Here is a 25,930-nt window from a genome sequence, read left to right as displayed (position 1 = left end):
AACATCATGTGCGGAGCAACGACAGGTGGCCTTGACGTCCAGGGCATCAACGTGACCAAGGAAGCGGTCATCCAGGGCCGGGTGCTGCGGGGAGGAAACCCGGTGGCCGGAGCCTACGTACGGCTGCTGGACTCCACCGGCGAGTTCACCGCCGAGGTGCCCACCTCGGCAACCGGGCACTTCCGCTTCTTCGCCAACGATGGGAAGTGGACCCTGCGGACGCTGGCTCCCGGCAGCCAGACCGACCGGGCCATCGTGGCCAGCCGCGGCAACGTGGCCGAGATCGATGTGGAGCTTGAGGCGGCCTGACCTCAGTCAGTACCGCTGGGGCGCTCGGGCTGCAGGCCCGGGCGCCCCTTCGCGTTAAGGTAGGGAACTATGTCTGATCCGTCCAAGGGCGCCCGCCCGGCAGACCGGCAACGGTCTGATGGCCGTCACCGGTCGGATCCGTCCACCGATCCGGGCGGCTCGGACCCCTACGGCGCCCTCTATCGGACCAGGGTCGGATCGGCTGGTCCGACCCCCCGCCCGTTGGGCCAGTACGAGCCGGCGCTGGTGCCACCGGAGGAGCAGCAGGAAGACGACACCTACGGCTGGTTGTTCCGCCCGGAGCCGGCCGAGAAGCCTGCCGAGGAGCCCACCCCGTCCGGGGTGTCGGGCCCGGAGGCGTCCCCCTCCTCGCCTTCCGCGGTCGGGGAGCAGCAGCCGGTGCGGCCGTCAGGGCAGGCCGAGCCGTGGCTCGACGCCCCGCACTGGGATCCGCAGTCCCAGCGATCGGCGCCGAGCCTTGCCTACCCGGACGAAGTGCGCCTCCACCCTGCCGGAGCGGTCGAGGCCTCGCCCGCCCCCACCTCCGAACGGCCGCGGCGCTTTCTGCCACTCGTGTTGATGGTGCTCCTGGTGGCGGCCCTCTTCGGCGCTCTGGTCGCGGTCGTCGTGCCGCCGATGGTGAATGGGGCCGGTGCGGACGCCGCACCCGAAACCGGTGCGCCACCTCGAACGGGTGCGGCACCGTCGGCCAGCAGCGCACCCTCGGCCCAATCGACCGCCAGGTCCGGCAACGGCCCCTATCTCGGACCGGTGCGCGCCGTGTCGCCCTCGGACGTCACGGTCGACTGCCAGGCCGCACCGGCCACCGACGCCGGCGGCAACCCGGTCCGCTACGTCCCCGATCAGATGTACGACGGCGACCCGAACACGGCCTGGCGCTGTGACGGTGAAGGCAAGGGTCAGAGCGTCACGTTCAGCTTCGGCGACAGCACCAAGATCGGCGGGGTCGCCCTGGTCAACGGCTACACCAAGGTGGACCCGACCACCGGCGAGGATCGTTATCCGGAGTACCGCCGGGTCACGCAGGTGACCTGGACCTTTCCGGATGGCACGTCCTACGTCCAGCAGCTCGTCGACGGCAACGAGAAGCTGCAGCAGCTGCGGATCCCGGTGACCAAGGCCAAAAAAGTGACACTGACGATCAACGAGGTCACCGATCCGGGCAGCCGAGAGTCGACCCGCAATGCCGTGCTCATCTCCGAAGTAGGCTTCTCGACTCCGGAGTAACCACCGTCACGAGTTGGCCTCACCGGCGCGGGAGCCGTTGCCTGGCGGGCAGTGAGGAGCTGGCGTCCCAGCGGACCGCGGCCGGCAAGCTGCCTCACCGAGCGGGCTGACTGGCTGCTCCTGGAGAACGGCTAGACGGCTGAGTCCAGGATCACCGTCACCGGCCCGTCGTTGACCAGCGCGACCTGCATCTGCGCCCCGAACACCCCGGTCGCCACGTCGGCACCGCGTTCCCGGAGCGCGGCCACGAAGGCCTCCACCAACGGCTCGCTCACCGGCCGCGGGGCGGCCGCGCTCCACGACGGCCGCCGGCCCTTGCGCGTGTCGGCATACAGGGTGAACTGGCTGACCACCAGGATGGGTGCGTTGTCCTGTTCGCAGGAGCGCTCGTCCGCCAGGATGCGCAGCGTCCAGACCTTGTCGGCCAGCCGTGTCGCGATCTCCGGGGTGTCGTCGTGCGTGACGCCGACCAGCACCACCAGCCCGGGTCGGTCGATGGCACCCACGATCTGCCCGTCCACCGAGACCGAGGCCGAGGCGACCCGCTGCAGCACCAGACGCATGCCCTCACCGTACGAGAACGAACCGATCTGTCGCCGTGCAGGTGCGACAACCGGGCGGCGGCTACGTCCGGATCAGGCAGAAGGGCAGTCCGATCGGGTCTGCGAACACCCGGAACGACCCACCACCCCCCGCCAGGCGTTGTGCGCCGAGCGTCAGTACGGCCGACTCGGCTGCGTCCAGATCGTCCACCCGGACGTCGAAATGGCGGTACTGGGGCCGCTCGCCCGTCGGCCAGGTGGGAGGGCGGTAGCCCGAGACGTGGGCGAACGCGACCCCGGGCCGGTCGGGGGCGTCGCCGATGACGACCCAGTCCGGCTCGTCCTGGACCCGCTGCATGCCCAGTAGCTGTTCATAGAACGAGGCGAGAGCGCTCGGGTCGGGGCAGTCGATGACGATGCCGTGCAGCTGTCCGATCATCTGCCCATCATGACGCGGAGCCCGGACGTTGACGAGGGTTCTGACCGCGACCACCGACGGCCGTGGTCTGCGAGGATGGCACCGTGCCCGCCAGCGCCTCTTTCGCACCGAACACCCTGATCACGGTGGCGCCGACGGGCGCCGAGACCAGCAGGGCGGACTGTCCCGACCTGCCGACCACGCTGGCGGAGCTGGCCGAGACGGCCCGTCGCTGCCAGGACGCCGGTGCCGCGATGATCCACATCCACGTCCGCGACGACCAGCATCTCCCGACCCTCGACCCGGGCCGGCTCCGGGACGCGGTCGCGGCGGTCCGTGGGGCCTCGAACCTGATCGTCCAGCTGTCGACCGGCGGCTCGGTGCACGATCCGCTCGACCGGCGGCTGGCCGTGCTGGACGCCGAGCCGGACTCATGCTCGCTGACCATGGGGACCACGAACTTCGGTGATGACGTGTTTGTCAACCCCTGGCCGTTCGTCTGTGAGCTCTACCAACGCACCCAGGAGCGCGGGGTGGTGCCGGAGTTCGAGCTCTTCGACCTGGGCCAGGTCGCCGCTCTGGGCCGGCTGCTGGAGCGTTACGGCTTGCCCTTCGGGGGCAGGGTGCATGTCGACTTCGTGCTCGGCGTACCCGGTGGCATGCCCGGCACCGCCGCGGCACTGGCGGCAGGGCTGGCCGCGTTGCCGGAGCAGGTGACCTCGTGGAGCGCGACCGGCATCGGACGCACCCATCTGCCGATCCTGCTGGCGGCGCTCTCCCATGGCGGCCACCTGCGGGTCGGGATGGAGGACTGCCTGACCTTCGCCAAGGGTCGACCGGTACGCCACAACGCCGAGCTGGTCGGCCGGGCAGCGGAGCTGGCCACCCTGGCCCAGCGGCCCCCCATGCCCGTCGCCCAGGCTCGTCAGCTCCTAGGCTTGCCGGCATGACCCGACCACTGATCGTCAAGCTGACCTGCGGAGCCGAGGCGGCCGAGCGCGCGAACCAGGCCTGGACGGTCGCGGCGATGGGCCTGGCCGCCGGTGCCGAGGTGTCCGTCTGGCTGACCGGTGAGGCGGTCTGGTTCGCCGTCGAGGGCAAGCAGCCCGACCTCGAGCTCGACCATGCCACTCCGGTCGCCGAGCTTGTCAGCGCCGTGCTGGATGCGGGGATCGTGAATGTCTGCACGCAGTGCGCGGCCCGCCGTGAGCTGACCGAGAGCGACCTGTTTCCGGGCGTCAGGATCGCCGGCGCCGCCAGCTTCGTCGAGGCAGCCCTCGCCGACGACGTCCAGGCGCTGGTCTACTGAGCTGCAACCCTGAAATCCTGGATGCCGTCGCGCTCGGCGAGCGGGGCTGAGCGTGACGGCTCGGAGCCGGACGCATCGACATCCTCGAAATCAGGGTCGATCTGGGGAAGACTGCGGGCATGCTGAACACTGAGGTCCTCATCGTCGGCGGCGGTCTCGGTGGCGTCGCCGCGGCCCTGGCTGCGGCAAGGGCCGGCCGGCAGGTGGTGCTGACCGAGGAGTTCGCCTGGTTGGGTGGCCAGCTCACCAGCCAGGCCGTGCCGCCGGACGAGCATCCGTGGGTGGAGCGCTTCGGCGTCACCCGCAGCTATCGTCAGCTCCGCACCGGGATCCGCGACTACTACCGCCGGCACTACCCGCTCACGGAGCGGGCCCGCAGCTGGGAGGACCTGAACCCCGGCGCCGGCCATGTCAGCAAGCTCTGCCACGAACCGCGGGTTGCGGTTGCCGTCATCGAGTCGATGCTGGCCCCCTATCTGGCTGCCGGACGGATAAGGGTCCTCCAGCCGTACGTCCCCTGTGCGGCTGCGGTGGACGGCGACCGGGTCAGTGCCGTGACGGTGCAGCACAAGGACACCGGCGAGCAACTGAGCATCACCGCCCGCTATGTGCTGGACGCCACCGAGACCGGCGAGCTGCTGCCTCTGGCCGGCTGCGAGTACGTCACCGGGTTCGAGGCCTCCACCGAGACGGGGGAACCCAGTGCTCCGGCCCAGGCCCAGCCGCTGAACATGCAGGCGGTGTCGGTGTGCTTCGCCATCGACCACGTCGACGGCGACCACACCATCGACAAGCCGGCCGACTACGACTTCTGGCGCTCCTACCAACCCGACTTCTGGGGAGCCCCGATGCTCTCCTGGACCGCGCCGCATCCGCGGACCCTGCAGCCGGAGCCGCGGATCTTCGACCCGAACCCGGGTGACGACCCGATGGGCGTCGCCGCCGACCAGAGTCGCGAGGGCGGCGACATCAACCTGTGGACGTTCCGCCGGATCGCAGCCCGGGACAACTTCACCGCCGGGTTCTATCCCAGTGACATCACCCTGGTGAACTGGCCCATGATCGACTACTTCGAGGGTCCGGTGATCGAGGTCCCGGACGCGGCCGAACACCTCGAACGCGCGCGTGGGCTGAGTCGATCGGTCATGTACTGGATGCAGACCGAGGCGCCCCGACCCGATGGCGGCCTCGGGTTCCCGGGGCTGCGGCTGCGCGGTGACATCACCGGCACAACGGATGGTCTGGCGATGGCGCCCTACATCCGCGAGTCCAGGCGCATCAAGGCGAGATATACCGTCGTCGAGCAGGATCTCTCGCTGGCCCTCCGCAAGGACGCCGGCGCCGCGCACTATGCGGACTCGGTCGGGGTCGGGATGTACCGAATCGACCTGCACCCCTCGACGGGTGGGGACAACTACATCGACGTCGGCGCGTCGCCGTTCGAGATCCCGCTCGGGGCGCTGCTGCCACAGCGGCTGGAGAACCTGCTGGCTGCCGGCAAGAACATCGGCACCACCCACATCACCAATGGTTGCTACCGGCTGCACCCGGTGGAGTGGAACATCGGGGAGGTCGCCGGGGCGTTGGCCGCCTTCTGCCTCGAGCATTCCACCGAGCCGGCCGCCGTGCACGCCTCCCCCGAGCGGCTGGCGGCGTTCCAGCAGGGGCTCCAGCGTGACGGGGTCGAGCTCGGCTGGCCCCGGGTTGTGGGCTACTGAGCTCTGGTCTCAGAGCCCCAGCAGCCGGGCGACCTCGTCGGCGCTGAGGTCGCCTGGCCGTCGACCGGCGGCGGCGGCCCGCCGCGCCAGCGCGGCGATGCGGGCATTGATCGGTGCGGTGCGGCCGTTCTCCCTTGCGATCCGGGCGATCTCTCCGTTGAGGTAGTCCGTCTCGACCGCGCCAGAGCCCCGCGACAGCGACTGCCAGGTGGAACCGCCGAGCACCTCCGGCGTGCCCGGCACCGGGCGGACTGTGAAGCTGTCCGAGCGGGTCTGCGCCTCCTCGGCGTCACTGGTCACGGTGATGCCCGCGGCCTCCAGCACTTGGCGGGCCTCCGTCGAGGCCGCCTTGACCAGTCGGCCGAACTCACCGTTGGGCCCGATCAGCGCCTGGAACGCGTTGCCGATGTTGCTGATCAGCTTGCGGTACTTCCAGGGCATCACGTCGGCGGGCAGCAGCACCTCGAACTCGGATCCGTCCCAGTCGATCTTGATCTTGTCCAACAGCTCGGTGTCGGCGTCGGTGGTCGACCGGGCCGGGTAGCGGCCGAGGTGGAACATCCCGGACCTCGGCACGCCACGGATGATCACCTCGCCGGGCTCCAGGTGCACGGCCGGCATCCACACGCACACCCCCAGCACCCGGTCGAAGTAGCGCAGCGCCAGCGACTCGCTGGTCACGCCGTTCAGGGCCGTCAGCAACGGCAGCCGCTCCCCGGCGGTGCCCACGGTGCGGCCTTCACTGATCACGGGGACATCCGCCCACTGCGTCAACGCGGCTTCGGCCTGGTGGGTCTTGGTGCTGAGGACGAGCACATCCTCGTCGCTCAGAATGATCTCTTCCGGACCGGCGACGGCCGTGACCGGGAGTCGCACATCCTGATCGGGGGATCGCAGCCGCAGACCACCGCGCTGCAGCGCCTGCAGGTGGGCGCCCCGTGCCACCAGGACGACCCGGTGTCCGTGCTGGGCGAGCCGTCCGCCGAGTCCGCCGCCAATGGCGCCGGCACCGATGATGATGTAGCGAGTCACTCCGTGATCATAGGTTGCACGGGTCGGCCGCTGGCGCGATGATCACTCGGGCGAGCCGAGCGAGAGGCCCGGGGCAACGGCCCGCTGGGCCGGAGGAGAGGAGAGCACGATGGAGGTGGCGCTGACCGTACGCGATCTCGACTTCGCCGATCTGCCCGATCTGGACTGGTCGGGTGGCCCGGAACACCTCAACGCCGTCGCCGCGGCGCTGCAGGACAGCCTGACGGGCGGGGTGGCCATGCTGGGGGTGGCGCTGCCCAACGGCAGGCTGATCGCGAAGGGTGGGGTGGACCTCCGCAAGCATGCCGGCCGTGGAGAGCTGTGGATGCTGGCGGTGCACGAGGCCTGGCAGTCGCTGGGCGTCGGCACGTTGCTGATCGGCGCCCTCGAGGACCGGGTTCGGCAGCACGGGTTGGGGGTGGCCCGGCTCGGGGTGGAACACGACAACCCGCGGGCCGCAGCTCTGTACCGCCGACTGGGCTACCGCGCGGTCGGCTCTGAGCTGGATGGCTGGCCGGTCGCCGGCGGTCGCACCTACATCACCGTCTGCACCATTCTGGAGCGCAGTCTCTGAGCCGGTGAGCGACTTGCCGCTCATCGAAGCGGTCCCCGGCCCGCGTGGCGGGGGAGCGAGTGCCGCATGGCGTAAACTCGCGGGGTGTCTTCCATTCTCGTAGGACTGTTGATCGTCGCCGTCGGGGCCATCGGCCTGCTCGCCCTGGTGGGGTTGGTGCTGCTGCTCGTCCGCACCCGTTCGGAGGCCTGAGCCATGCCGTTCGAGATTCCCGAGGGGCTGCACCCCGACCTGATGGCGCTGGCCTGGATGATCGGTCGCTGGGAAGGGACCGGTAAGGGCACCTACCCCGGTACCGAGGACTTCGAGTTCGGTCAGCAGATCGACTTCAGCGAGAACGGCGGGAGCTACCTGCACTACCTCTCCCAGACCTTCGAGATGGGCGAGGACGGCAAGGCGGTCAGGCCGCTCTCGATGGAGACAGGGTTCTGGCGTCCGCAGCCCGACGGTGGGCTCGAGGTCGTGATGTGCCATCCGGATGGGTACTCCGAGGTCTGGTACGGGAAGGTGACCGGCGCCAAGATCGAGCTCACCACCGACGCCGTTGTGCGCACCTCCAGCGCGGAGGACTACACCGGCGGCCAGCGACTGTATGGAAACGTCGAAGGCGACCTGCTGTGGACGTTCGACAAGGCTGCCGGAGGCCACCCGCTGCAGACCCATGTCTGGGCGCGCCTGCGCCGGGTTGGCTGACGATCATGACGTCGGCGCCTCGCCGAGGTGGGCTGGGCAGGTCGACAGCCACCGCCAACCTGCCGAGAGCGCTACAGCGGAAGAGGATGCGATGACGGTCATGGGGATGGAGGGCCCCGACGCCGGCGTTCCCTGGCACTACGGGGACCCGATGCGGGAGCAGCGGATGCTGGATCAGGGTCGCGGTCTGGTCGACCTCTCGCATCGTGGGGTGCTGACGGTCACCGGGCCGGACCGGCTCAGTTGGCTGCACTCGCTGACCACCCAGTTCCTCGAGGGTCTGCCGCCCGGTCAGGGTGTCACCACGCTTGTGCTGTCCCCCCAGGGCCATATCGAGCATGCGCTCTACGGCGTCGATGACGGCGAGACTTTCTGGGCCCATCTCGAGCCGGGAGACGTCACCGCCGCGGTCGAGTGGCTGGATCGGATGCGGTTCATGATGCGGGTCGAGGTCGCGGACCGGTCGGCAGACTTCGCCGTCGTCTGGGCCGCCAGCGAGGTCGCGCCCGACCCGTCGTCGGCGGCAGTCCGGATCCGACCCGGACTGGACTCGCTGGGCGGGCACGAGATCTTCCTGCCGCGGTCCGAGCTGGACTCGTTCCTGGCCGGCCAGGAGAAGGCGGGCACCTGGGCGTACGAGGCGCGCCGGATCGCGGCCGGTGTGCCGCGGATCGGTATCGACACCGACCATCGCACCATCCCGAACGAGGTCGGCCTGCTCGGTGTCGCGGTGCACCTGGACAAGGGGTGCTACCGCGGCCAGGAGACGGTGGCCAGGGTGCACAACCTGGGCCGGCCGCCGCGGCGGCTCGTCCGCCTCCACCTGGACGGCACCGCCGAGGCGTTGCCCGAAGCAGGTTCCCCGTTGATGGCGGCCGACAAGGTCGTCGGGTTCGTCGGATCGTCGGCGAGGCATTTCGAGCTCGGACCTATCGCGCTCGGGCTGGTGAAGCGGAACATCCCGGAGCAGACGGCGTTGATCGCGGACGGCATCGCCGCCAGCCAGGAGACGCTGGTCGACCCGGAGATCGGCCTGCACGTCCGTGCCCGGCTGTAGCCCCGGTCTCCGACTGCAGTGACCGACGTCCTCAGCAGTAGGCTGATCGACTGTGTCTGATCCCTTCGAGTCCGACCCGATTCTGGTCGAGATGGTCCGCAGCGGCTTTGTCGAGAGCGTGCACCACGGTCGGGTGGCCGTCACCAACCCCGACGGCAGCCTGGCGGCCTCGCTCGGGGCCGCGCTGGCGCCGATGTATCCCCGCAGCTCAAGCAAACCGTTGCAGGCGATCGGGATGGTCCGCGCCGGTCTCGATCTTGACGGGGAACTGCTGGCCCTCGCCTGCGCTTCACACTCCGGAGAGGACTTCCACCTCGACGGTGTACGCCGGATCCTGGCGCTCTCCGGGCTGGACGAGTCCGTCCTGCAGAACACCCCCGACTACCCGCTCGACGAGGTCGCCCGGGAGGAGTGGCTGCGCGCCGGGCACGGGAAGACGTCGCTCACGATGAACTGCTCCGGCAAGCACGCAGCGATGATTCGCACCACCGTCTGCAACGGTTGGCCCCTGGACACCTATCGCGACCCGGATCACCCCGTCCAGCTGGCGATCCTGCAGACCATCGACGACCTCACCGGGGAGCTGGCGAGCCATGTCGCGGTGGACGGCTGCGGGGCACCTCTGTCGGCGGTCACCCTGTACGGAGTGGCCCGAGCCTTCGGTCGGATCGCGGTGTCGACCGAGGGCGCCGAGGCCAAGGTGGCGGCTGCGATCCGGCAGCATCCGCAGTGGGTCTCCGGCACGCGCCGCGACGAGCTGGCCCTGCACCGGGCCATTCCGGGATCGGTCGTCAAGGCCGGCGCCGAAGCCGTCTGTGCGATCGGGCTCCCAGATGGTCGCGGGGTCGCGGTCAAGGTCTCCGACGGCAACCCGCGGGCGCGTGCGGTCCTGATGGCCGGTGTGCTGCAGCGTCTCGGCTTCGACCACCCGACCCTGACCGAGCTCGCATCGACACCCGTGCTGGGTCACGGCGAGCCCGTAGGGGAGATCCGGCCCGTGGTTGGACGTCTCGAGAAGTGGGATGTCTGAGCCACCGGGGGCCGCTGGTTGGCTGGTCGTCCCATCTGCTGGTCGACCCCGTACGCTTTCGGATGTGGACTGGGATCAGTACGACACCGTTCTCTTCGACCTGGACGGTGTGCTGACGCCGACGGCCGAGGTGCACATGCGAGCGTGGCAGCAGCTCTTCAGCGGCTACCTTGCCGAGCGTGGTTCCGCTGAGGGCTACAGCGAGCAGGACTACTTCGACTTCATCGACGGCAAACCACGCTATGACGGCGTCCGCTCCTTCCTCGCTTCGCGCGACATCGTGCTGCCGGAGGGGGAGGTGGACGACGACCCCGACGCCGAGACCGTCTGTGGGCTGGGCAATCGCAAGAACGCCGTCTTCAACCGGGTGTTGAGCACCGAGGGCGTGCGGGCATATCCGGGTTCGGTGGTGCTGCTGGACTTCCTCGAGAGGGCCGGCAAGCAGGTGGCGGTGGTCTCCAGCTCCAAGAACGCGCCCGCCGTGCTGGACGCGGCCGGGCTGCGCAGCAGGTTCGACGTCATTGTCGACGGCGCGGTAGCGCACGATCTCGGGCTGCCAGGCAAACCTGCCCCGGACACGTTCGTCCATGCGGCCGAACAGCTGGCGACGCCGGTCGAGCGCACGGTGGTGTTCGAGGATGCGCTCTCGGGTGTGGCTGCGGGTCACGAGGGCGGTTTCGGCCTCGTCGTCGGGGTGGACCGCGGTGTCGGTTCCGACCGGCTACGGGCGGCCGGCGCCGACGTCGTGGTGTCGGACCTGGCCGAGTTGGTGACCCGGTGAGAGGCGCTACCGACATCCCGCCGGACGTCGGCGACTTCCTCGACCGCACCCGGTTCCCGATCGAGGAGTGGAAGCTCAGCGAGCTCACCTACAGCCCCGCCGATCTCGGCACGACCGAGACGCTGTTCGCTGTCGGGAACGGCTATCTGGGCATGCGCGGCAACGTCGAGGAGGGCCGGGAGACCTACGCGCACGGCACCTTCATCAACGGCTTCCACGAGACCTGGCCGATCCGGCACGCCGAGGAGGCTTTCGGGTTCGCCAGGGTCGGCCAGACGATTGTCAACGTACCCGACAACAAGACCATGAAGCTCTACGTCGACGACGAGCCGCTGCTTCTCTCGGTGGCTGACCTGGTCTCCTACGACCGGAGCCTGGACTTCGCGAACGGCGTCCTCAGCCGCGACATCATCTGGCGTACCCCGGCCGGCAAGCGGGTGCGGGTCCGGTCCGAGCGGATGGTCTCGTTCGCTCAGCGGCATCTGGCCATCATGAGCATCGAGGTGACCATGCTCGACGACTCGGCTCCGGTGGTGGTCTCCTCGCAGACCCTGAACCGTCAGGACGGTCGCGACGAATACCACGTCCGGGCTGCGGCGATGGGTGAGGGCATCGACCCGCGCAAGGCGGAGGCGTTCGACGAGAGGGTGCTGGAACCGCAGTCGCACTGGTGTGCCGACAACCGCATCATCCTGGGCTACCGCTGCGCCAACTCGAGGATGACGCTCGCCGTCGGAACCGACCACGAGATCATCACCGACAACGAGTACAGGGCACGGATCAGCGCAGACGAGGACACCGGCAAGATGGTCTTCCGGGTGCAGGCTGAACAGGGCAAGCCGATCAAGATCATCAAGACGGTGTCCTACCACACCTCCCGTGGAGTGCCGGTCCGTGAGCTGGTCGACCGGTGCCGCCGGACGTTGGACCGGACGAAGGAGCACGGCGTCGCCAAGGAGTTCGCCGACCAGCGGGCGTGGTTGGACGCGTTCTGGGCGCGCTCGGACGTGCGAGTGCCGGGACAGCCGGCGGTGCAGCAGGCGATCCGCTGGAACCTCTTCCAGATCGCCCAGGCCACGGCGCGGTCCGAGCAGGCCGGAGTGGCGGCGAAGGGCGTCACCGGTTCCGGGTACGGCGGGCACTACTTCTGGGACACCGAGATCTATGTCCTGCCCTTCCTGACCTACACGTCACCGAAGATGTCCCGCAGTGCCCTGCGCTTCCGCTACAACATGCTGCCGGCGGCTGCTCGCCGGGCCGAGGACCTCACCCAGCAGGGGGTGCTGTTCCCCTGGCGGACTATCAGCGGCGAGGAAGCCTCGGCGTTCTACGCGGCCGGCACGGCGCAGTACCACATCAACGCCGACATCTCGTACGCGTTGTGCAAGTACGTGCAGATCAGCGGTGACGATGACTTCATGAACCGCGAGGGGATCGACATCCTGGTGCAGACCGCGCGGATGTGGGCCGATCTCGGCTTCTGGCGCTCCAACGGGGACGGCAACTTCCACATCCACGGCGTCACCGGACCGGACGAGTACACCACCGTGGTGAACGACAACCTCTTCACCAATGTGATGGCGCGGTTCAACCTGAGCCGGGCCGCCAGCGCCGTCCGAACGCTGGCGGTGACGGACCAGACGAGTTATCAGCGGATGGTGAAGCGGCTGGACCTGGACGAGAGCGAGGCCGACGAATGGGCTCGGGCGGCCGAGCTGATGGCCATCCCGTTCGACGAGGCCACGGGTATCCATCCGCAGGACGCCTACTTCCTGGATCGCGAGCTGTGGGACCTGGAGAACACGCCGAAAGAGAAGCGGCCGTTGATGCTCTACTACCACCCACTGGTGATCTACCGGTTCCAGGTGCTGAAGCAGGCCGACGTCGTGCTGGCGCTTTTCCTTCAGGGCAACCATTTCACCCGTGAGCAGAAGCTGGCCAACTTCGAGTACTACGACCCGATCACCACCGGCGACTCGACCCTCTCGGCTGTGGTGCAGTCGATCATCGCCGCCGAGGTGGGCTACCACGACCTGGCGCTGCGCTATTTCTACAGCGCGCTCTTCGTCGACCTCGCCAACCTGCACGGCAACACCCCCGACGGGGTGCACGTCGCCTCCGCCGGCGGCATCTGGAACGCCCTCGCCTTCGGTTTCGGCGGGATGCGTGATCATGGCGGTGAGGTCACCTTCGACCCACGGCTGCCCACGTCCTGGGAAGAGCTGATCTTCAAGGTGACTCTGCGCGGGACCAGGATCAGGGTCGAGCTGCGGCGGGACAGCATCTCCTTCACCGTGGAGGAGGGAGAGCATGCCACCTTCGCGGTCCGCGATGAACCGGTGACGCTGAAGGCCGGGTCACCGGTGACCATCCCGCTGTCCGACCAGGGCCCGCGGATCGACGGCGGTCTTCAACTCTCGGCCCACACCGTCGGCCGACGTGCCGACGGCAGTCTGATCAAGCCCATCGTCCCCCGGAGCGGCCACCCCCGCGGCTGACCCCGCGTCCTGAGCCCACCTCCGCGCCCTGAGCCCCATGTCCGCGCCCTGAGCCCTTGTCCGCGCCCTGAGCCTGTCGAAGGGCTTCAGGTCTCCGCGCCCTGAGCCCTCTCCGCGCCCTGAGCCTGTCGAAGGGCCCCGGTCAGTCGATCGCCCGGTCGAGCTGCCCGGAGACCTCGCTCAGCACATCGTCGATCGGCCTTTCGGCCAAGGACTTCATGAACGGCTCCACCTTCACCGGGCCGTCGTAGTCGAGGTCGCGTAGCACGGACATGAACCCCTGCAGGTCGATGACGCCGGTAGTGCCGGGCAGCCGACGATCCAGGTCCTGCTGACTGTCGCGCTCGCGATCGGCCGGGGCGTCGTTGATGTCGACGGCCACGATGTCGGACACCGACAGCGAACGCAGGTCCGCCACGCTCTCGCCGGCCGTGTACCAGTGGTACGTGTCCAGGATCAGTCCGATGTTGTCCGCACCGGTCTCGGCGATCAGCTCGCGGGCTTCAGCCAGCGAGTGGATGAACGGGAACCGCTCGGTGGACCAGAAGGTCTTTGGCCCGATGTACTCGAGTCCGAGACGGAGTCCCGCACCGGCCAGGATCTCCGCGACCAAGGCCAGCCGGCCGGCGTGCCGCAACCAGTTCCGGCGATAGGGCAGGTCCTCGTCCATCGGTCGGATCCAGGTGCCGACCGAACGGACGCCGGCAGCCACCAGCAGCTCGATGTGGTCCGGGAGCGCTGCCAGCTGAGTGCTGAACTCCTCGGCCGTCGCGGTGAAGTTCACCGGCAGTCCGGCCATGCCCCAGCGCAGACCGCGGTCGGCAACCTCGGCAGCCACCCGCTGCACCTCGGTGGTGCCACCGAGTGAGCGCAGGTAGCCGACGTCGGGATCGAGGCCGCCGAAACCATGCTTGGCCGCCAGTTCGAGTGCGGTGGGGAAGTCAGCTGTCAGACCAAGAGCGCCGAGGCTCAGATTGGAATACATGGTCACGACTCTAGGGGAGAGGTTGCGATGAGCCCGAGCACCCCGGAAGCGATCTCAGTTGACGGGACCATCCTCGAGCGCCCGCCGGTTCCCGACCATGACGCTGGATGTGCTCTAAGCGTGTCGGATCTCCGTGCTCTGAGCTTGTCGAAGAGCGGCCCTTCGACAGGCTCAGGGCACCAGGGACATCGCCTGCCCTCACTCTGGAACACGGCGATGCTGTGCACTAAAGGTGCATCTGGGTCGCCCCAGGTCGTCGGGGGTTCGTCCAGCGTCGGGAGAAACTCTGTCATGATCATCTTTGGGCATCGGGGTGCGCGGTTCGAGGCGCCGGAGAACACCGTCGCCGGGTTCGCCTACGCGAAGCGGATCGGACTGCGGGCGGTCGAGTTCGACGTCAGGATGACCAGCGACGATCAGCTCGTTGTGATCCACGATGCGACGGTCGACCGGACCACCGACGGGACCGGGCCGGTCGCCGAGCAGTCGCTGGCTCGGCTTCGCGAGCTCGATGCTCGGGCCGTCTTCCCGGACTGGGCCGATCCCTGCGGCGTCCCGACGCTCGATGAGGTGCTGGCCGAGGTGGGCGACCTCGAGCAGCTCGAGATCGAAATCAAGAAGGACAAGGCTGGTCGGAGCGAGCAGATCGTGCAAACGGTCCTGGATACCCTGGAGAACCACCAGGTGGATGCCGAGGTCACCATCACCTCCTTCCACGTGGACTCGCTCCGACTCGTACAGCGGCTCGCGCCCGAGCAGCAGCGCGGCTACGTCGGCGAATGGGACAGCGACGCCTTCCTGGATATCGCCCGCTGGCTGGGCGCCTCCCGCGCCGGGATGCCGCACGAGACCGGCAGCGCGGAACGGGCCAGGGCGGCCCACGAGCTCGGACTGTCGGTGATCGGCTGGCCGTGCAACGTGGCGGCCGAGGTAGAGCTCTTCCGTTCCTGGGACGCTGACGCTGTCTGCAGCGACTGTCCCAGCAGCATCGTCGAGCTGGTCGCAGTCGGCTGAGGATGTGACCCGACTCACGCTTGCCTGAGTTTGCGTGTGCTTGCAATTGCAAGCACACTGGATACATGGCAAAGATCAACCCCACCCATCTGGGCGAGCAGCTGGGATCTCTCGGTGAGTTCATCGCGCTTCAGCGACGCGCAGCAGAGCTCTCCCTGCGACAGCTCGCCGAGCAGACGGGGGTCTCCAACCCCTACCTGAGCCAGATCGAGCGTGGGTTGCGTCGGCCGTCGGCAGAGGTGCTGCAGCAGCTGTCCAAGGCGCTGCGCGTCTCGGCTGAGACGCTGTACGTGCGGGCGGGCATCCTGGACCCTCAGGACCACCCGGCAACCACGGTTGAGATGGCGGTGCTGGCCGATACGGCGATCACCGAACGCCAGAAGCGGGTGTTGATCGATGTCTACAGCTCCTTCGTGAAGGAGAACGAGACGATGAGCGACGAGAGCAGCGCGGCGAAGCCCGACGCTGGCAGCCGCCCGTCGACGACGAAATCCCCGGGCAAGAAGGCCGCCGACGGCCGATCCCGGGCCAACCGGTCAGCCACCAAGGCGGCCGCATCAAGGGCAGGGACGGCAACGAAGAAGCCTCCCGCGTCGCGTAACACCACATCAGACAATGACTGAAGTATGAGAAGGAAGATCATCATGGCCACCAAGACCACCCGCAAGCAGACCCCGGCGCAGGCTCGCAAGGCTGCGCTCGACTCCGAGTTCGCCCCGCTGTACGTGATCGCGGGACTGACCGACGTCGTCGCGACCGCCGTTCGCGAGACCGTCGCCGAGACTCAGGAGAAGGCAGCCAAGCGGCTGTCGGAGCTGAAGACGCGTCAGGACGAGCTGGAAGGCCGCGCCCTGCTCAGCGCAGACGAGTTGATCAAGTTCGTGACCACCCTGCCCGAGCAGGTCAAGGCACTCCCCGAGCAGGTCCGCACCCTGCCGGTTGCCGCCCGGACCCAGGCCGCCGGCGTGCAGAAGCAGGCCGAGACCCTGGTTTCTGAAGCCGCCAAGCAGTATGGCGAGCTCGCCGGCCGGGGGAAGCGTGCCGTCGACGCCGTACTGGTGTCGGCTGGCCGGCTGCAGGGCAAGGCCGAGGAGAGGACGGAAGAGGCGGTTGCCGAGGCCACCGATGCCGTCGACCCGCTCTTCGCCAAGGCGCAGGACGCCGTGGCCGAGGCTCGGCACACGGTGACCGGCCGGATGGCCACCCCGAAGCAGTCGCCCCGCAAGGCGACTCCGCGGAAGGCGCCAACCGCCAAGAAGGCCACCGCCACGAAGCTGTCGGCCAGGAAGGCTCCGGCCAAGAAGGCCGCCCCCCAGGAGAGCTGAACCACTGAACGCATCAGCGGCCGGTCCGAGTGATTCGGACCGGCCGCTGATGCGTTGCTGGGCGCTCAGCTGCGGTAGACGACGACCCGGTCCCCGACACGCACCTGGTTGAAGATCCACCGCAGGGTGGACCGGTCCCGGATGTTGACGCAGCCATGGCTGCAGCCGGCGTAGCCGCGGGCGGCGAAGTCAGCCGAGTAGTGAACCGCCTGGCCACCACTGAAGAACATGGCCAACGGCATCGGGGTGTGATAGATCGACGACACATGGTGGCGGCTTTTCCACAGGACCGAGAAGGTGCCCTCCCTGGTCCGGGTCGCGGCGCAGCCGAACCGGGCGTCGAGCGTCTTGATGACCTTGCCGGCCCTCATGTAGTACAGCTTGTCCTTGGTCTTGTCGACGCACATCGCGCGGCCGCTGACCATGCACCGGCTGTCGATGCCGCGGACGCGCCGCGGCTTCTTGATCTTGCCGGTGGTGGCGACCAACTTCTTCCAGGTTGTGGCGTCGACCCTGCCGGTCTGCTTGAAGTCGTACCTTCGCTGGAACCGCTTGACCGCCTTGGTGGTGAAAGCGCCGAAGTAGCCGGTGACGTACTTCGACGGCATCACCTTGGCCTTCACCAGGCGCTGCTGCAGTTCGGTCACCTTCGCCGAGGTCTGACCCCTCCGTGGGTAGGCCGAGCTGGCGGTGGTCTTGGTCCTCTTCTTGACCGCGACCTTCTTCGCTGCGGCGGGCAGCTTCATGGTGCCGGTCTTCTTGACCAGCCTGGTCCACGTCACCTTGTCGACCTTGCCCGTCTGGGCCAGGTGGGCACGGCGCTGGAACCGCTTCACCGACTTCTCGGTGATGGCCCCGAAATAGCTGGTGACGTACCTCTTGTCCAATGCCTTCGCCTTGACCAGGCGGAGCTGAAGGGCCTTGACCGCGGTGGAGGTCTGGCCCTTCCTGGGTGCGTGGTACGCCTTCGAGACGTAGCCTGTCGCCTGTGCCGGCGTCACTGTCACCGACCCGATCACCCCGGTCACCATGACCAGGGCGACCAGGACGCCGAGAATCCTTCTCACCATTTCTTCCCCTTAGATCGCGATCTCGCTGGTACTACGGCGGGGAAGGGCCGTTGGTTGCCAGGTGGTCTCGATTCAATCCTGACCCATCCGAACCGGTTCCACGAAATCGGTGTCAGGGGTGGCCGTCACGATCCGATAACGGCGATTATGGTCAGGCGTTCTTGGCGCGCGAACGGGTCCGGGCCCGCTCGTTCGCCGAGAGGACCACCTTGCGGATCCGGACGGCGTCGGGGGTGACCTCGATGCACTCGTCACCGCGGCAGAACTCCAGCGCCTGCTCCATGCTCATCAGCTTCGGCGGGATCAGCCGCTCGAGCTCGTCACCGCTCGAGTTGCGTACGTTCGTGAGCTTCTTCTCCTTGGTGGGGTTGACATCCATGTCGTCGGCGCGGGCGTTCTCCCCGACGATCATCCCCTCGTACACCTCGACACCGGGGCCGACGAACATGGTGCCCCGCTCCTGCAGGTTGAACAGTGCGTACGAGGAGACGACGCCCATCCGGTCTGCGACCAGCGAACCGGTGGGCCGGGTCCGGAGCTCGCCGGCCCACGGCTCGTAGGACTCGAAGACGTGGTGCATCATGCCGGTGCCGCGGGTCTCGGTGAGGAACTCGGTCCGGAAGCCGATCAGGCCGCGGGCCGGTACCAGGTATTCGATCCGCACCCAGCCGGTGCCGTGGTTGACCATCTGTTCGAGCCGTCCGCGGCGGAGCCCCATCAGCTGGGTGACGACGCCGACGAAGTCTTCGGGGATGTCGATGGTGAGCCGCTCGACCGGCTCGTGCACTTTGCCGCCGATCTCGCGGGTGACGACCTGGGGTTTGCCGACGGTGAGCTCGAAGCCCTCCCGGCGCATCATCTCGACCAGGACCGCGAGCTGCAGCTCGCCTCGGCCCTGCACCTCCCAGGTGTCGGGTCGCTCGGTGGTGTTGACCCGGATGGACACGTTGCCGATCAGCTCCGCGTCGAGTCGGGCCTTGACCAGCCGGGCGGTCAGGTTCTTGCCGGACTTGCCCGACAGCGGTGACGTGTTGATGCCGATCGTCATCGAGATGCTCGGCTCGTCGACGGTGATCAACGGCAGTGGCTTCGGGTTCTCAGGATCGGACAGGGTCTCACCGATGGTGATGTTGGGGATGCCGGCGATCGCCACGATGTCGCCCGGCCCGGCGGTCTCGGCCGGTACTCGGTCGAGCGCCTCGGTGATCAACATCTCGGACAGCTTGATGTTCTGGATGCTGCCGTCGGCCTTGCACCACGCCACTGTCTGGTTGCGCTTCATCTCGCCGGCGACGATCCGGCAGAGTGCCAGTCGGCCCAGGTAGGGGGAGGCGTCGAGGTTGGTGACGTGGGCCTGGAGGGTGGCGCCCTCTTCATAGCTCGGCGCAGGGATCCGCTCCAGGATGGTGGCGAACAGCGGGCCCAGGTTCTCGGCGTCCGGCATCTCACCGTTCTCGGGCGCGGTCAGCGAGGCCCGGCCAGCCTTGGCTGAGGCGTAGACGACCGGGAAGTCGAGCACGTCGACCTCCTCGTCGTCCAGCAGGTCCAGGAACAGCTCGTACGTCTCCTCGACGACCTCGGCGATCCGCGCGTCGGGACGGTCCACCTTGTTGACCACGACGATGATCGGCAGCTTCTTGGCCAGCGCCTTGCGCAACACGAACCTCGTCTGCGGCAGCGGCCCCTCCGAGGCGTCCACCAACAGCAACACACCATCAACCATCTCCAGACCGCGCTCCACCTCGCCGCCGAAGTCGGCGTGCCCGGGGGTGTCGATGATGTTGATGATGACGTTCTGACCGTCCGGTGCGTGGTGCAACACGGCGGTGTTCTTGGCGAGAATGGTGATCCCCTTCTCGCGTTCCAGGTCCATCGAGTCCATGACCCGGTTGTTCACGTCCTGGTTGGCGCGGAAGGCCCCGGACTGCCAGAGCATGGCGTCAACGAGGGTGGTCTTTCCGTGGTCAACGTGCGCGACGATCGCGACATTGCGCAGATCTGTGCGAATGGGCATGCGTAACTACTCCGAACCTCCGGGGGTTTGCTGCGATCGCGCAGCGCCATGGGAGTCTACCCGTCCGGCCCAGCCACGACCTAAATGCGCCGTCGCCGGCCGCTCCCGGGCCGTACCGTCGACCGTCGGCCGGGTGGTTTGTTCGAAAACTCGACAGGACGCGACAATTCCCACGCATGGGCCGCCCGTGCGTTCGAAAACTCGACAGAACGCGACAATTACCGCCCGTGGGCCCCCGGTTCGCTCGAGAACTCGACAGGACGCGACAATTCCCGCCCGCGGGCCGCCCGTGCGTTCGAAAACTCGACAGAACGCGACAATTACCGCGCGCAAGGCCGATCTGGGGCCGAAAACTCGCGTTCTGTTGAGTTTTCGAGCGGGAGAGCGTCTGGGGCCGAAAACTCGCGTTCTGTTGAGTTTTCGACTGTTCAAGAGGGCGACCCGACCGTCCGAACCCGGGCCAGAGAGACGGCAAGCGAGCACTGACGGGGGGAGCGGCGACACCAGCGGCTGCGAGGCTGACCTCGGGTACGAGATGAAGGCCTCGACTCCAGGGGTCCCCCGACCCTGAACGCCCCGACTGGCCGCTGCCGAAAAGCCTATTCCGTCGAGGTCAGCGGGGCCATCGGACGAAAGGCCCGAAGCGGCCGTCAGCAGCGGCACGTACGGTGAGGCCATGACCCTAGCCGATCCCGCAGCATCCGCACCCCAGCTCAGAGCCGAGGCCGAACGCGTGCTGGTCGCTCTGGTCAGCGAACCGTCGGCACGGCTGCGCGAGGACCAGTGGATCGCGATCGAGGCGCTGGTGGTCGAGCACCGCCGAGCGTTGGTGGTGCAGCGGACCGGGTGGGGCAAGTCGGCGGTCTACTTCGTCGCCACGGCACTGCTGCGGGCCCGCGGTGCCGGTCCCACCGTCATCGTGTCGCCGTTGCTGGCGCTGATGCGCAACCAGATTGCCGCGGCGGAGCGATCCGGCATCCGCGCCCACACGATCAACTCGACCAACTCCGAGGACTGGCAACAGACCTATGCGGCGGTGCGTCGGGGCGAGGTCGATGTGCTGCTGGTCTCGCCGGAACGGCTGAACAACCCGGAGTTCCGCGACTCGGTGCTCCCCGACCTGGCCGCCTCGGCCGGCCTGCTGGTGGTGGACGAGGCCCACTGCATCTCCGACTGGGGCCACGACTTCCGGCCCGACTACCGCAGGCTGCGCACCTTGGTGGCGGAGCTGCCCACCGGCATTCCGGTGCTGGCCACGACGGCGACCGCGAACGAGCGGGTGACCTCCGACGTCGCCGAGCAGCTGTCGGCCACCGGAGCCACGACGCTGGACAACGTGCTGGTGCTGCGCGGCTCCCTCGATCGTGAGTCGCTGCATCTCGCGGTCATGACGATCAAGGACCAGGAGTCGCGGCTGGCCTGGCTGGGTGACTATCTGAACACCGTCGACGGGTCCGGCATCATCTACTGCCTCACGGTTGCCGCCACGACCGATGTTGCCGACTACCTGCAGGAGCGGGGCCATGAGGTCCGCGCCTACTCCGGCCAGACCCAGCAGGAGGACCGACTGGCGGCCGAGGACGACCTGATCAACAACCGGATCAAGGCGCTGGTGGCGACCTCGGCGCTCGGGATGGGCTTCGACAAGCCTGATCTGGGTTTCGTGGTCCACCTCGGCGCGCCACCCAGTCCGATCGCCTACTACCAGCAGGTCGGCCGGGCGGGCCGCGGAGTGGAACGCGCCGACGTCGTGCTGCTGCCCGGACCGGAGGACCGTGAGGTCTGGGCCTACTTCGCGTCGTTGTCGTTCCCCGATCACTACCTGGTTCGGCAGACCCTTGACCTGCTCGCCGAGGAAGGGGTGATGTCGACTCCGGCGCTGGAGTCCAGGGTCCCGTTGAACCGGAGCCGGCTGGAGATGATGCTCAAGGTCCTCGACGTGGACGGTGCCGTACGCCGAGTCAGGGGCGGTTGGCAGGCGACGGGGGAGCCGTGGAGCTATGACGCGGACCGCTATCAGCGCGTCGACGCCGCCCGCAAGCGCGAGCAGCAGCTGATGATCAGCTATGAGACCACGGACGGCTGCCGGCTGGAGTTTCTCCGCCGAGCGTTGGACGACCCCGATGCGGCGCCGTGCGGACGCTGCGACAACTGCGGTGGCCTGAAGCTGGAGGCCACCTTGAGCGAGCCGGCTCGTGAGCAGGCCAGGAGATGGTTGGACCGGCCCGGCGTCCCACTGGTCGCGAAGAAGATGTGGCCGTCAGGGATGGCTGTCCGCGGCAGTGATCTGAAGGGCAAGATCCCGGCTGGTCGGCTGGCCGAGTCGGGCCGGGCCGTGGCCAGGATGACGGACCTCGGCTGGGGCAACCAGGTGCGGGAGCTGTTCGCTCCGGGTGCGCCGGACCAGGAGCTTCCGGTGCCGCTGCGGCATGCCGTGGTGCGGGTGCTGGACGAGTGGGGCTGGTCGGCGGACGAGCGACCGACCGGGATCGTCGCACCACGCTCCAGCAGCCACCAGCAGCTGCTGGACCACCTGGTCGACGGACTGTCCCGCTACACCGGCTGGCCGGTGCTGACCCGCTTCTCGCTGCGTGGCCACGCCAACCCCGGGGCGGGGGCGATCAACTCGGCCCACCGTCTCGCGGTGGTGACGGACCGGTTCGTCGCCGACGACCCGGACGCCCTTGCGGACCAACGGGTACTACTGCTGGACGACCGTACGGTCACTGGCTGGACCCTGACCTGGCTGGCGCACGAGTCACGCCGGCTCGGGGCCGCGTCAGTGCATCCCCTGGTTCTGGCCGCCAATTCCTGATCCGCCGACGTGGTCCGTCCCTCATGCAGCCGCCGTTACGTACGCTGGGCTGTGGGCAGCCGGGCGCGATCCCTGACCAGCGCGCAAGGCAGCACCTCGATGAGCAACACTCGGTCATGACAAACAGGGCAAGGGGTGAAGGTGGCTGGCGGCACTGACTGGTTCCGGGACTCGTTCCGGCAGGAGTTCGACAAGCAGACGGCGGCGATGGGCCGCTTCAACCTTGCCATCTTCGGCAAGACGGGCGTCGGCAAGTCGACCTTGATCAACGCGATCTTCGGCGAGGAGGTCGCCCGGACCGGGATCGGCGAACCGGTGACTCGAGGCAGCCACCTCTACCTGGACAAGGTCGGGCACCTGGGCATCATCGACACCCAGGGGCTTGAGGTCGGCCGGGACAACAAGGAGATCATCTCCGAGCTCAACCAGGCGATGAAGGAGATGCGCAGGCTGCCGTTGCATGAGCAGATTCACGTGGCCTGGTACTGCGTGCGAGGCATGGACCGCCGGTTCGAGGATACCGAGGGCGAGTTCATCAAACGGCTGGACGAGCTCGGCTTGCCGGTGATCTTGGTGCTCACCCAGGTGCCGATGCGGGACGGGCGCTACCACCCGGATGCGGTCGAGCTGGCCGAGCGGATCGCGGCCAGGCGCCTGCCGATCCACAGCGGCCGTCCCTACATGACGTACGCCCGCCATGACGAGTTCACCGGCCAGCCCCCGCACGGGCTGATGGAAGTCCTCGATGCCACCTTTCGCGTCGCGCCGGAAGGAGTCCAGGTTGCCCTCACCGCGGCGCAGCAGATCGACCATGTTCGGAAGGCCAAGGAAGCCCAAAAGCACATAGCAGTGGCCGCCACCAGTGCGGCTGCCGCCGCGGCCAGCCCCATCCCCTTCTCGGATGCGGCCATGCTGGTGCCGATCCAGCTCGGCATGATGGCCAAGATCGCCCAGATCTACAAGATCAAGTTCGAGCGCGCGGCGTTGCTCGCGATCGCCTCCACGACAGCGGCGACGCAGGTGGGCCGCGCCACCTTCACCGGACTGCTGAAGATGATCCCCGGTGCCGGCACGGTGGCCGGCGGAGCGATCGGGGCCGGCGTCGCCTCTGGCTATACGTTCGCCATGGGTCATGCCTGGCTGGCGGTCTGCCAGAAGATCATCGGCGGCCGGCTCGATGGAGTGCTCGACAACAAGGCGATCCACGACCTGTTCATGGACGAGTTCAAGAAGAAGATCCCGGGCGTCCGGACCAGGACCTAGCCTGCCGGTTGTCCGTGCTCGTCGACGATGCTGAGCTCGCGCGGTCGATGGGCGGGAGGCAGCCGCTCGGACACAAACTCGAGCAGCTGTGCCGCGCTCGGCGCTGGGGCGGAGCAGGTCACCCGGGCGTGCAGCCGCGAGCCGAACTCGATGTCGGGAAGCGCCCGGACGTTCGCCAGAGTCACCGCTGGGTGCTCTTCCAGCGCCGCGCGGACCACTCCGAGGAATACGTTCTCGCCGCCGACGACGACCATGTCGTCGCGTCGACCGTCCAAGAACAGCAGGCCATCGGGCCCGTAATGACCGAGGTCACCGGTGCCGCGCAGACGCCGGCCGCTGGACCGGGTGGCCAGCGGGCTGGCGACCCAGATCTCCCCATTGATGATCTTGACCCGAACCCCGGGAGCTGGCCGGCCCACGGTCCCGGGCGCGGTCAACAGCTCGGCCGGGGTGGCGATGGTGGCCCAGCCGGCCTCGGTGCAGCCATACAGGTTGAACAGGACCGGGCCGAACGCCGCCTGAACGGCCTCGCTGCAACGGGGGTGGAGCGGTGATGAGCCGGTCACGATCGCGCGAAGCTGCCCCGGCGCCTGCCCGGACCCCTGCGCCTCGGCCAGCTTGGCCAGCGTCGGCGGCACCGCAACCAGGATCGAAACACGGTGGTGGTCCAGCAGGTGCAGGGTCTCGTGCGGGCCGACGCGTCCTGGCAGGAGGACCGGTGCGCCACAGATCAGGCCGAGGGTGAGGAATCCCAGGCCGAAACCGTGGAACAGCGGGGGCATGATCATCATCGATGCGCCCGACCGCATCCCGAGCCGCCGGGCCAGGTGCATTGCCGGCAGTGCACTGGCGGGCCCGTACGTGTCGCGACCCGATCCGCGCGGACGCCTCGTCGTACCCGAGGTCAGCATGACCAGCCGTCCGGGCCGAGGGGGTCGGGGCGGCGCCGACGGAGTGCCGGTGTCCGTCGGGTCGATGATCGAAACCGGAACGGTCACCGTGGCCGCTGCCGCGGCGTGGTCGACGTCCACCGCCAGGGCGGCGACGCCGAGGTCACCGACCAGCTCGTCGAGCACCTGCTGCGGGCAGAATGTGCTGAGCAGCACGACATCGGCACCGATCGCCGACGCCGCGAGCAGGCCGACGACGAACGACCGGTTGTTGCCAGCCAACAGACCGAGCCGCTGCCCGGGCCCCGTGAACCTCTCCCAGATCCATCTCTGCGCCAGTCCGTACGCCGCCGTCAACAGCTGACGAGTGCTGAGGCTCCCGTCCCGGTCGACCAGGGCGGTCTGCTCCGGTCGCCGCTCGGCGGCGAACGAGGCGGCCGCGGCGATCGTCGCCGAGTGCCGTCGGAGGGAGCGCGCCCCGGCGGCCAGGTCGCCGATCATCGGCGTCCCAGCATGCGGGCCGCGGCCCGGTCGAACGGGCCCTGGGCGTTCGTCAGCACCGGGTCGGCGATCCGTGCCCACCAGGGGCAGAGCAGCCGAGGACGCCTGACCAGCGCCCCTGCGATGACCTCGGCGGCCGCCGTTGGTGTGAGCCCGGGTAGCCGTCCGTAGTTGGACCGGCTCATGTCAGTGTGCACCAGGGGGAAGAGGATCGAGGTCGTGAACACCTCGTCGGCGCGGATCTCGGGCCCGATCGAGCGGAGCCACGCCTCGAAGCCCGCTTTCGAGCCGGAGTAGGCCGAGAACAGCGGAAAGGGGATGGCGGCGCTGACGCTGCTGACATTGACCACATGGCCCTTGCGCCGTTGTCGCATGCCCGGCAGCAGCCCCATCAGCAGCTGGATCGGGCCGAGATAGTTCACGGCGTTGGTCCTGGTGATGTCGTGGAACCGTCCGGCGCTGGCGCTGAGCGAACGCTTGATCGACTTGCCGGCGTTGCTGACCACGACGTCGACAGCGACCGGTGCCGTACACAGCCTGTCGACCAGCTCGCCCACCGCAACCGGGTCGGACAGGTCGCAGGGGAGTGCCCGGGCACGGCCGCCGGCAGCCTCGATCTCCGCTGCCAGAGCCTGTAGGCGGTCCTGGCGGCGAGCCACCAGCAGCATCTCGGCGCCCGCTGCGGCGAGCAGCCGGGCCGTCGCTTCGCCGATTCCGGAGGAGGCTCCGGTGACCAGCACTGTGGTGTTCGCCATTGACGCGGCCAGTCGGGCGGGGGCCGGGGCGCGCCAGCCGGGACCGAGGTGTGCACGGTAGACAGCGTTGGCGACCTGTCCCATAGTCG

General features: G+C 68.3%; 24 protein-coding genes. 16 read left to right on the top strand and 8 right to left on the bottom strand.

Annotated elements, in window-relative coordinates:
* The first annotated feature begins 6 nt into the window (after nt 1–6).
* Entirely contained in the window at nt 7–309 is a 303-nt protein-coding gene (locus tag JOE57_RS06295; RefSeq protein WP_204916894.1) for a DUF1416 domain-containing protein, read from the top strand.
* 69 nt (nt 310–378) lie between these two features.
* A complete protein-coding gene (locus tag JOE57_RS06290) occupies nt 379–1,557 on the top strand; it encodes a discoidin domain-containing protein (protein WP_204916893.1) in 1,179 nt (392 codons plus the stop codon).
* A gap of 131 nt (nt 1,558–1,688) precedes the next feature.
* On the opposite strand, the gene dtd is transcribed toward JOE57_RS06290, so the two are convergent.
* Nucleotides 1,689–2,120: a D-aminoacyl-tRNA deacylase gene (dtd, locus tag JOE57_RS06285; protein WP_204916892.1), complete on the bottom strand. Its 432-nt coding sequence runs from the start codon at nt 2,118–2,120 to the stop codon at nt 1,689–1,691.
* 61 nt (nt 2,121–2,181) lie between these two features.
* The gene (locus tag JOE57_RS06280) at nt 2,182–2,538 is read right to left on the bottom strand and encodes a VOC family protein (protein ID WP_204916891.1); all 357 of its coding nucleotides are present in this window, start codon (nt 2,536–2,538) and stop codon (nt 2,182–2,184) included.
* An 83-nt stretch (nt 2,539–2,621) separates the two neighbouring features.
* Between JOE57_RS06280 and JOE57_RS06275 the strand changes: the two genes are divergently transcribed.
* The 3 genes from JOE57_RS06275 to JOE57_RS06265 all read left to right on the top strand — a co-directional run bounded on the left by JOE57_RS06275 (nt 2,622) and on the right by JOE57_RS06265 (nt 5,544).
* Nucleotides 2,622–3,467, top strand: a complete 846-nt coding sequence (locus JOE57_RS06275; protein WP_204916890.1) for a 3-keto-5-aminohexanoate cleavage protein — start codon at nt 2,622–2,624, stop codon at nt 3,465–3,467.
* Nucleotides 3,464–3,826: a DsrE family protein gene (locus tag JOE57_RS06270; protein WP_204916889.1), complete on the top strand. Its 363-nt coding sequence runs from the start codon at nt 3,464–3,466 to the stop codon at nt 3,824–3,826. The genes JOE57_RS06275 and JOE57_RS06270 overlap by 4 nt, the downstream gene beginning before the upstream one ends.
* 119 nt (nt 3,827–3,945) lie before the next feature.
* The gene (locus JOE57_RS06265; protein WP_239578860.1) at nt 3,946–5,544 is read left to right on the top strand and encodes an FAD-dependent oxidoreductase; all 1,599 of its coding nucleotides are present in this window, start codon (nt 3,946–3,948) and stop codon (nt 5,542–5,544) included.
* A gap of 9 nt (nt 5,545–5,553) precedes the next feature.
* On the opposite strand, the gene JOE57_RS19140 is transcribed toward JOE57_RS06265, so the two are convergent.
* Nucleotides 5,554–6,576: a 2-dehydropantoate 2-reductase N-terminal domain-containing protein gene (locus tag JOE57_RS19140; RefSeq protein WP_204916888.1), complete on the bottom strand. Its 1,023-nt coding sequence runs from the start codon at nt 6,574–6,576 to the stop codon at nt 5,554–5,556.
* A 109-nt stretch (nt 6,577–6,685) separates the two neighbouring features.
* Between JOE57_RS19140 and JOE57_RS06255 the strand changes: the two genes are divergently transcribed.
* The 6 genes from JOE57_RS06255 (at nt 6,686) to JOE57_RS06230 (ending at nt 13,209) form a co-directional block, all read left to right on the top strand.
* Nucleotides 6,686–7,150: a GNAT family N-acetyltransferase gene (locus JOE57_RS06255; protein ID WP_204916887.1), complete on the top strand. Its 465-nt coding sequence runs from the start codon at nt 6,686–6,688 to the stop codon at nt 7,148–7,150.
* 195 nt (nt 7,151–7,345) lie between these two features.
* A complete protein-coding gene (locus tag JOE57_RS06250; protein WP_204916886.1) occupies nt 7,346–7,843 on the top strand; it encodes a heme-binding beta-barrel domain-containing protein in 498 nt (165 codons plus the stop codon).
* 91 nt (nt 7,844–7,934) lie between these two features.
* A complete protein-coding gene (gene ygfZ / locus JOE57_RS06245; RefSeq protein ID WP_204916885.1) occupies nt 7,935–8,900 on the top strand; it encodes a CAF17-like 4Fe-4S cluster assembly/insertion protein YgfZ in 966 nt (321 codons plus the stop codon).
* A 52-nt stretch (nt 8,901–8,952) separates the two neighbouring features.
* The gene (locus JOE57_RS06240; protein ID WP_338041191.1) at nt 8,953–9,930 is read left to right on the top strand and encodes an asparaginase; all 978 of its coding nucleotides are present in this window, start codon (nt 8,953–8,955) and stop codon (nt 9,928–9,930) included.
* Nucleotides 9,931–9,994: 64 nt separating this feature from the next.
* Nucleotides 9,995–10,711 carry an HAD family hydrolase gene (locus JOE57_RS06235; protein WP_338041190.1) on the top strand — a complete coding sequence of 239 codons (717 nt, stop codon included), beginning with the start codon at nt 9,995–9,997 and terminating at the stop codon, nt 10,709–10,711.
* Nucleotides 10,708–13,209, top strand: coding sequence for a glycoside hydrolase family 65 protein (locus tag JOE57_RS06230; protein WP_204916883.1), 2,502 nt, complete (start codon nt 10,708–10,710; stop codon nt 13,207–13,209). Before JOE57_RS06235 ends, JOE57_RS06230 begins: the two co-directional genes overlap by 4 nt.
* Nucleotides 13,210–13,351: 142 nt before the next feature.
* Here the strand turns inward: JOE57_RS06230 and JOE57_RS06225 are convergent, their stop codons facing one another.
* Nucleotides 13,352–14,194 (bottom strand): sugar phosphate isomerase/epimerase family protein, encoded by an 843-nt coding sequence (locus JOE57_RS06225; protein ID WP_204916882.1) that lies wholly within the window; start codon nt 14,192–14,194, stop codon nt 13,352–13,354.
* Nucleotides 14,195–14,485: 291 nt separating this feature from the next.
* Here JOE57_RS06225 and JOE57_RS06220 point away from each other — a divergent pair, with 291 nt between their 5' ends.
* The 3 genes from JOE57_RS06220 to JOE57_RS06210 all read left to right on the top strand — a co-directional run bounded on the left by JOE57_RS06220 (nt 14,486) and on the right by JOE57_RS06210 (nt 16,533).
* Nucleotides 14,486–15,208: a glycerophosphodiester phosphodiesterase gene (locus tag JOE57_RS06220; protein ID WP_204916881.1), complete on the top strand. Its 723-nt coding sequence runs from the start codon at nt 14,486–14,488 to the stop codon at nt 15,206–15,208.
* 65 nt (nt 15,209–15,273) lie between these two features.
* Nucleotides 15,274–15,831 (top strand): helix-turn-helix domain-containing protein, encoded by a 558-nt coding sequence (locus JOE57_RS06215; RefSeq protein ID WP_204916880.1) that lies wholly within the window; start codon nt 15,274–15,276, stop codon nt 15,829–15,831.
* Nucleotides 15,832–15,852: 21 nt separating this feature from the next.
* Nucleotides 15,853–16,533, top strand: a complete 681-nt coding sequence (locus JOE57_RS06210; RefSeq protein ID WP_204916879.1) for a hypothetical protein — start codon at nt 15,853–15,855, stop codon at nt 16,531–16,533.
* A 65-nt stretch (nt 16,534–16,598) separates the two neighbouring features.
* Here JOE57_RS06210 and JOE57_RS06205 read toward each other — a convergent pair whose 3' ends face one another.
* Entirely contained in the window at nt 16,599–17,603 is a 1,005-nt protein-coding gene (locus JOE57_RS06205) for a L,D-transpeptidase family protein (protein WP_204916878.1), read from the bottom strand.
* Between the two features lie 151 nt (nt 17,604–17,754).
* Nucleotides 17,755–19,617: a translational GTPase TypA gene (gene typA / locus JOE57_RS06200; protein ID WP_204916877.1), complete on the bottom strand. Its 1,863-nt coding sequence runs from the start codon at nt 19,615–19,617 to the stop codon at nt 17,755–17,757.
* Between the two features lie 676 nt (nt 19,618–20,293).
* Between typA and JOE57_RS06195 the strand changes: the two genes are divergently transcribed.
* Nucleotides 20,294–22,432, top strand: coding sequence for a RecQ family ATP-dependent DNA helicase (locus JOE57_RS06195; RefSeq protein WP_204916876.1), 2,139 nt, complete (start codon nt 20,294–20,296; stop codon nt 22,430–22,432).
* Between the two features lie 141 nt (nt 22,433–22,573).
* Nucleotides 22,574–23,695 (top strand): GTPase family protein, encoded by a 1,122-nt coding sequence (locus tag JOE57_RS06190; RefSeq protein ID WP_338041189.1) that lies wholly within the window; start codon nt 22,574–22,576, stop codon nt 23,693–23,695.
* Here the strand turns inward: JOE57_RS06190 and JOE57_RS06185 are convergent.
* Together JOE57_RS06185 and JOE57_RS06180 are read right to left on the bottom strand one after the other, a co-directional pair.
* A complete protein-coding gene (locus JOE57_RS06185; RefSeq protein ID WP_204916875.1) occupies nt 23,692–25,086 on the bottom strand; it encodes an AMP-binding protein in 1,395 nt (464 codons plus the stop codon). The genes JOE57_RS06190 and JOE57_RS06185 overlap by 4 nt on opposite strands.
* Nucleotides 25,083–25,925: an SDR family NAD(P)-dependent oxidoreductase gene (locus JOE57_RS06180; protein ID WP_204916874.1), complete on the bottom strand. Its 843-nt coding sequence runs from the start codon at nt 25,923–25,925 to the stop codon at nt 25,083–25,085. Before JOE57_RS06180 ends, JOE57_RS06185 begins: the two co-directional genes overlap by 4 nt.
* Nucleotides 25,926–25,930: the final 5 nt, after the last annotated feature.

The organism is Microlunatus panaciterrae (genome assembly GCF_016907535.1).
In the GTDB taxonomy this organism is placed as follows: domain Bacteria; phylum Actinomycetota; class Actinomycetes; order Propionibacteriales; family Propionibacteriaceae; genus Microlunatus; species Microlunatus panaciterrae.
This window is presented reverse-complemented; position numbering and strand designations above follow the sequence as displayed.

Bases quoted from the DNA above. Each gene is read 5' to 3' on its own strand.
- JOE57_RS06185 (WP_204916875.1), bottom strand. From the start codon at position 25,086: ATGATCGGCGACCTGGCCGCCGGGGCGCGCTCCCTCCGACGGCACTCG.
- ygfZ (WP_204916885.1), top strand. From the start codon at position 7,935: ATGACGGTCATGGGGATGGAGGGCCCCGACGCCGGCGTTCCCTGGCAC.
- JOE57_RS06255 (WP_204916887.1), top strand. From the start codon at position 6,686: ATGGAGGTGGCGCTGACCGTACGCGATCTCGACTTCGCCGATCTGCCC.
- dtd (WP_204916892.1), bottom strand. From the start codon at position 2,120: ATGCGTCTGGTGCTGCAGCGGGTCGCCTCGGCCTCGGTCTCGGTGGAC.
- JOE57_RS06195 (WP_204916876.1), top strand. From the start codon at position 20,294: ATGACCCTAGCCGATCCCGCAGCATCCGCACCCCAGCTCAGAGCCGAG.
- JOE57_RS06215 (WP_204916880.1), top strand. From the start codon at position 15,274: ATGGCAAAGATCAACCCCACCCATCTGGGCGAGCAGCTGGGATCTCTC.
- JOE57_RS06180 (WP_204916874.1), bottom strand. From the start codon at position 25,925: ATGGGACAGGTCGCCAACGCTGTCTACCGTGCACACCTCGGTCCCGGC.
- JOE57_RS06280 (WP_204916891.1), bottom strand. From the start codon at position 2,538: ATGATCGGACAGCTGCACGGCATCGTCATCGACTGCCCCGACCCGAGC.
- JOE57_RS06270 (WP_204916889.1), top strand. From the start codon at position 3,464: ATGACCCGACCACTGATCGTCAAGCTGACCTGCGGAGCCGAGGCGGCC.
- JOE57_RS06295 (WP_204916894.1), top strand. From the start codon at position 7: ATGTGCGGAGCAACGACAGGTGGCCTTGACGTCCAGGGCATCAACGTG.
- JOE57_RS06210 (WP_204916879.1), top strand. From the start codon at position 15,853: ATGGCCACCAAGACCACCCGCAAGCAGACCCCGGCGCAGGCTCGCAAG.
- JOE57_RS06290 (WP_204916893.1), top strand. From the start codon at position 379: ATGTCTGATCCGTCCAAGGGCGCCCGCCCGGCAGACCGGCAACGGTCT.
- JOE57_RS06225 (WP_204916882.1), bottom strand. From the start codon at position 14,194: ATGTATTCCAATCTGAGCCTCGGCGCTCTTGGTCTGACAGCTGACTTC.
- JOE57_RS06250 (WP_204916886.1), top strand. From the start codon at position 7,346: ATGCCGTTCGAGATTCCCGAGGGGCTGCACCCCGACCTGATGGCGCTG.
- JOE57_RS06220 (WP_204916881.1), top strand. From the start codon at position 14,486: ATGATCATCTTTGGGCATCGGGGTGCGCGGTTCGAGGCGCCGGAGAAC.
- JOE57_RS06265 (WP_239578860.1), top strand. From the start codon at position 3,946: ATGCTGAACACTGAGGTCCTCATCGTCGGCGGCGGTCTCGGTGGCGTC.
- typA (WP_204916877.1), bottom strand. From the start codon at position 19,617: ATGCCCATTCGCACAGATCTGCGCAATGTCGCGATCGTCGCGCACGTT.
- JOE57_RS06205 (WP_204916878.1), bottom strand. From the start codon at position 17,603: ATGGTGAGAAGGATTCTCGGCGTCCTGGTCGCCCTGGTCATGGTGACC.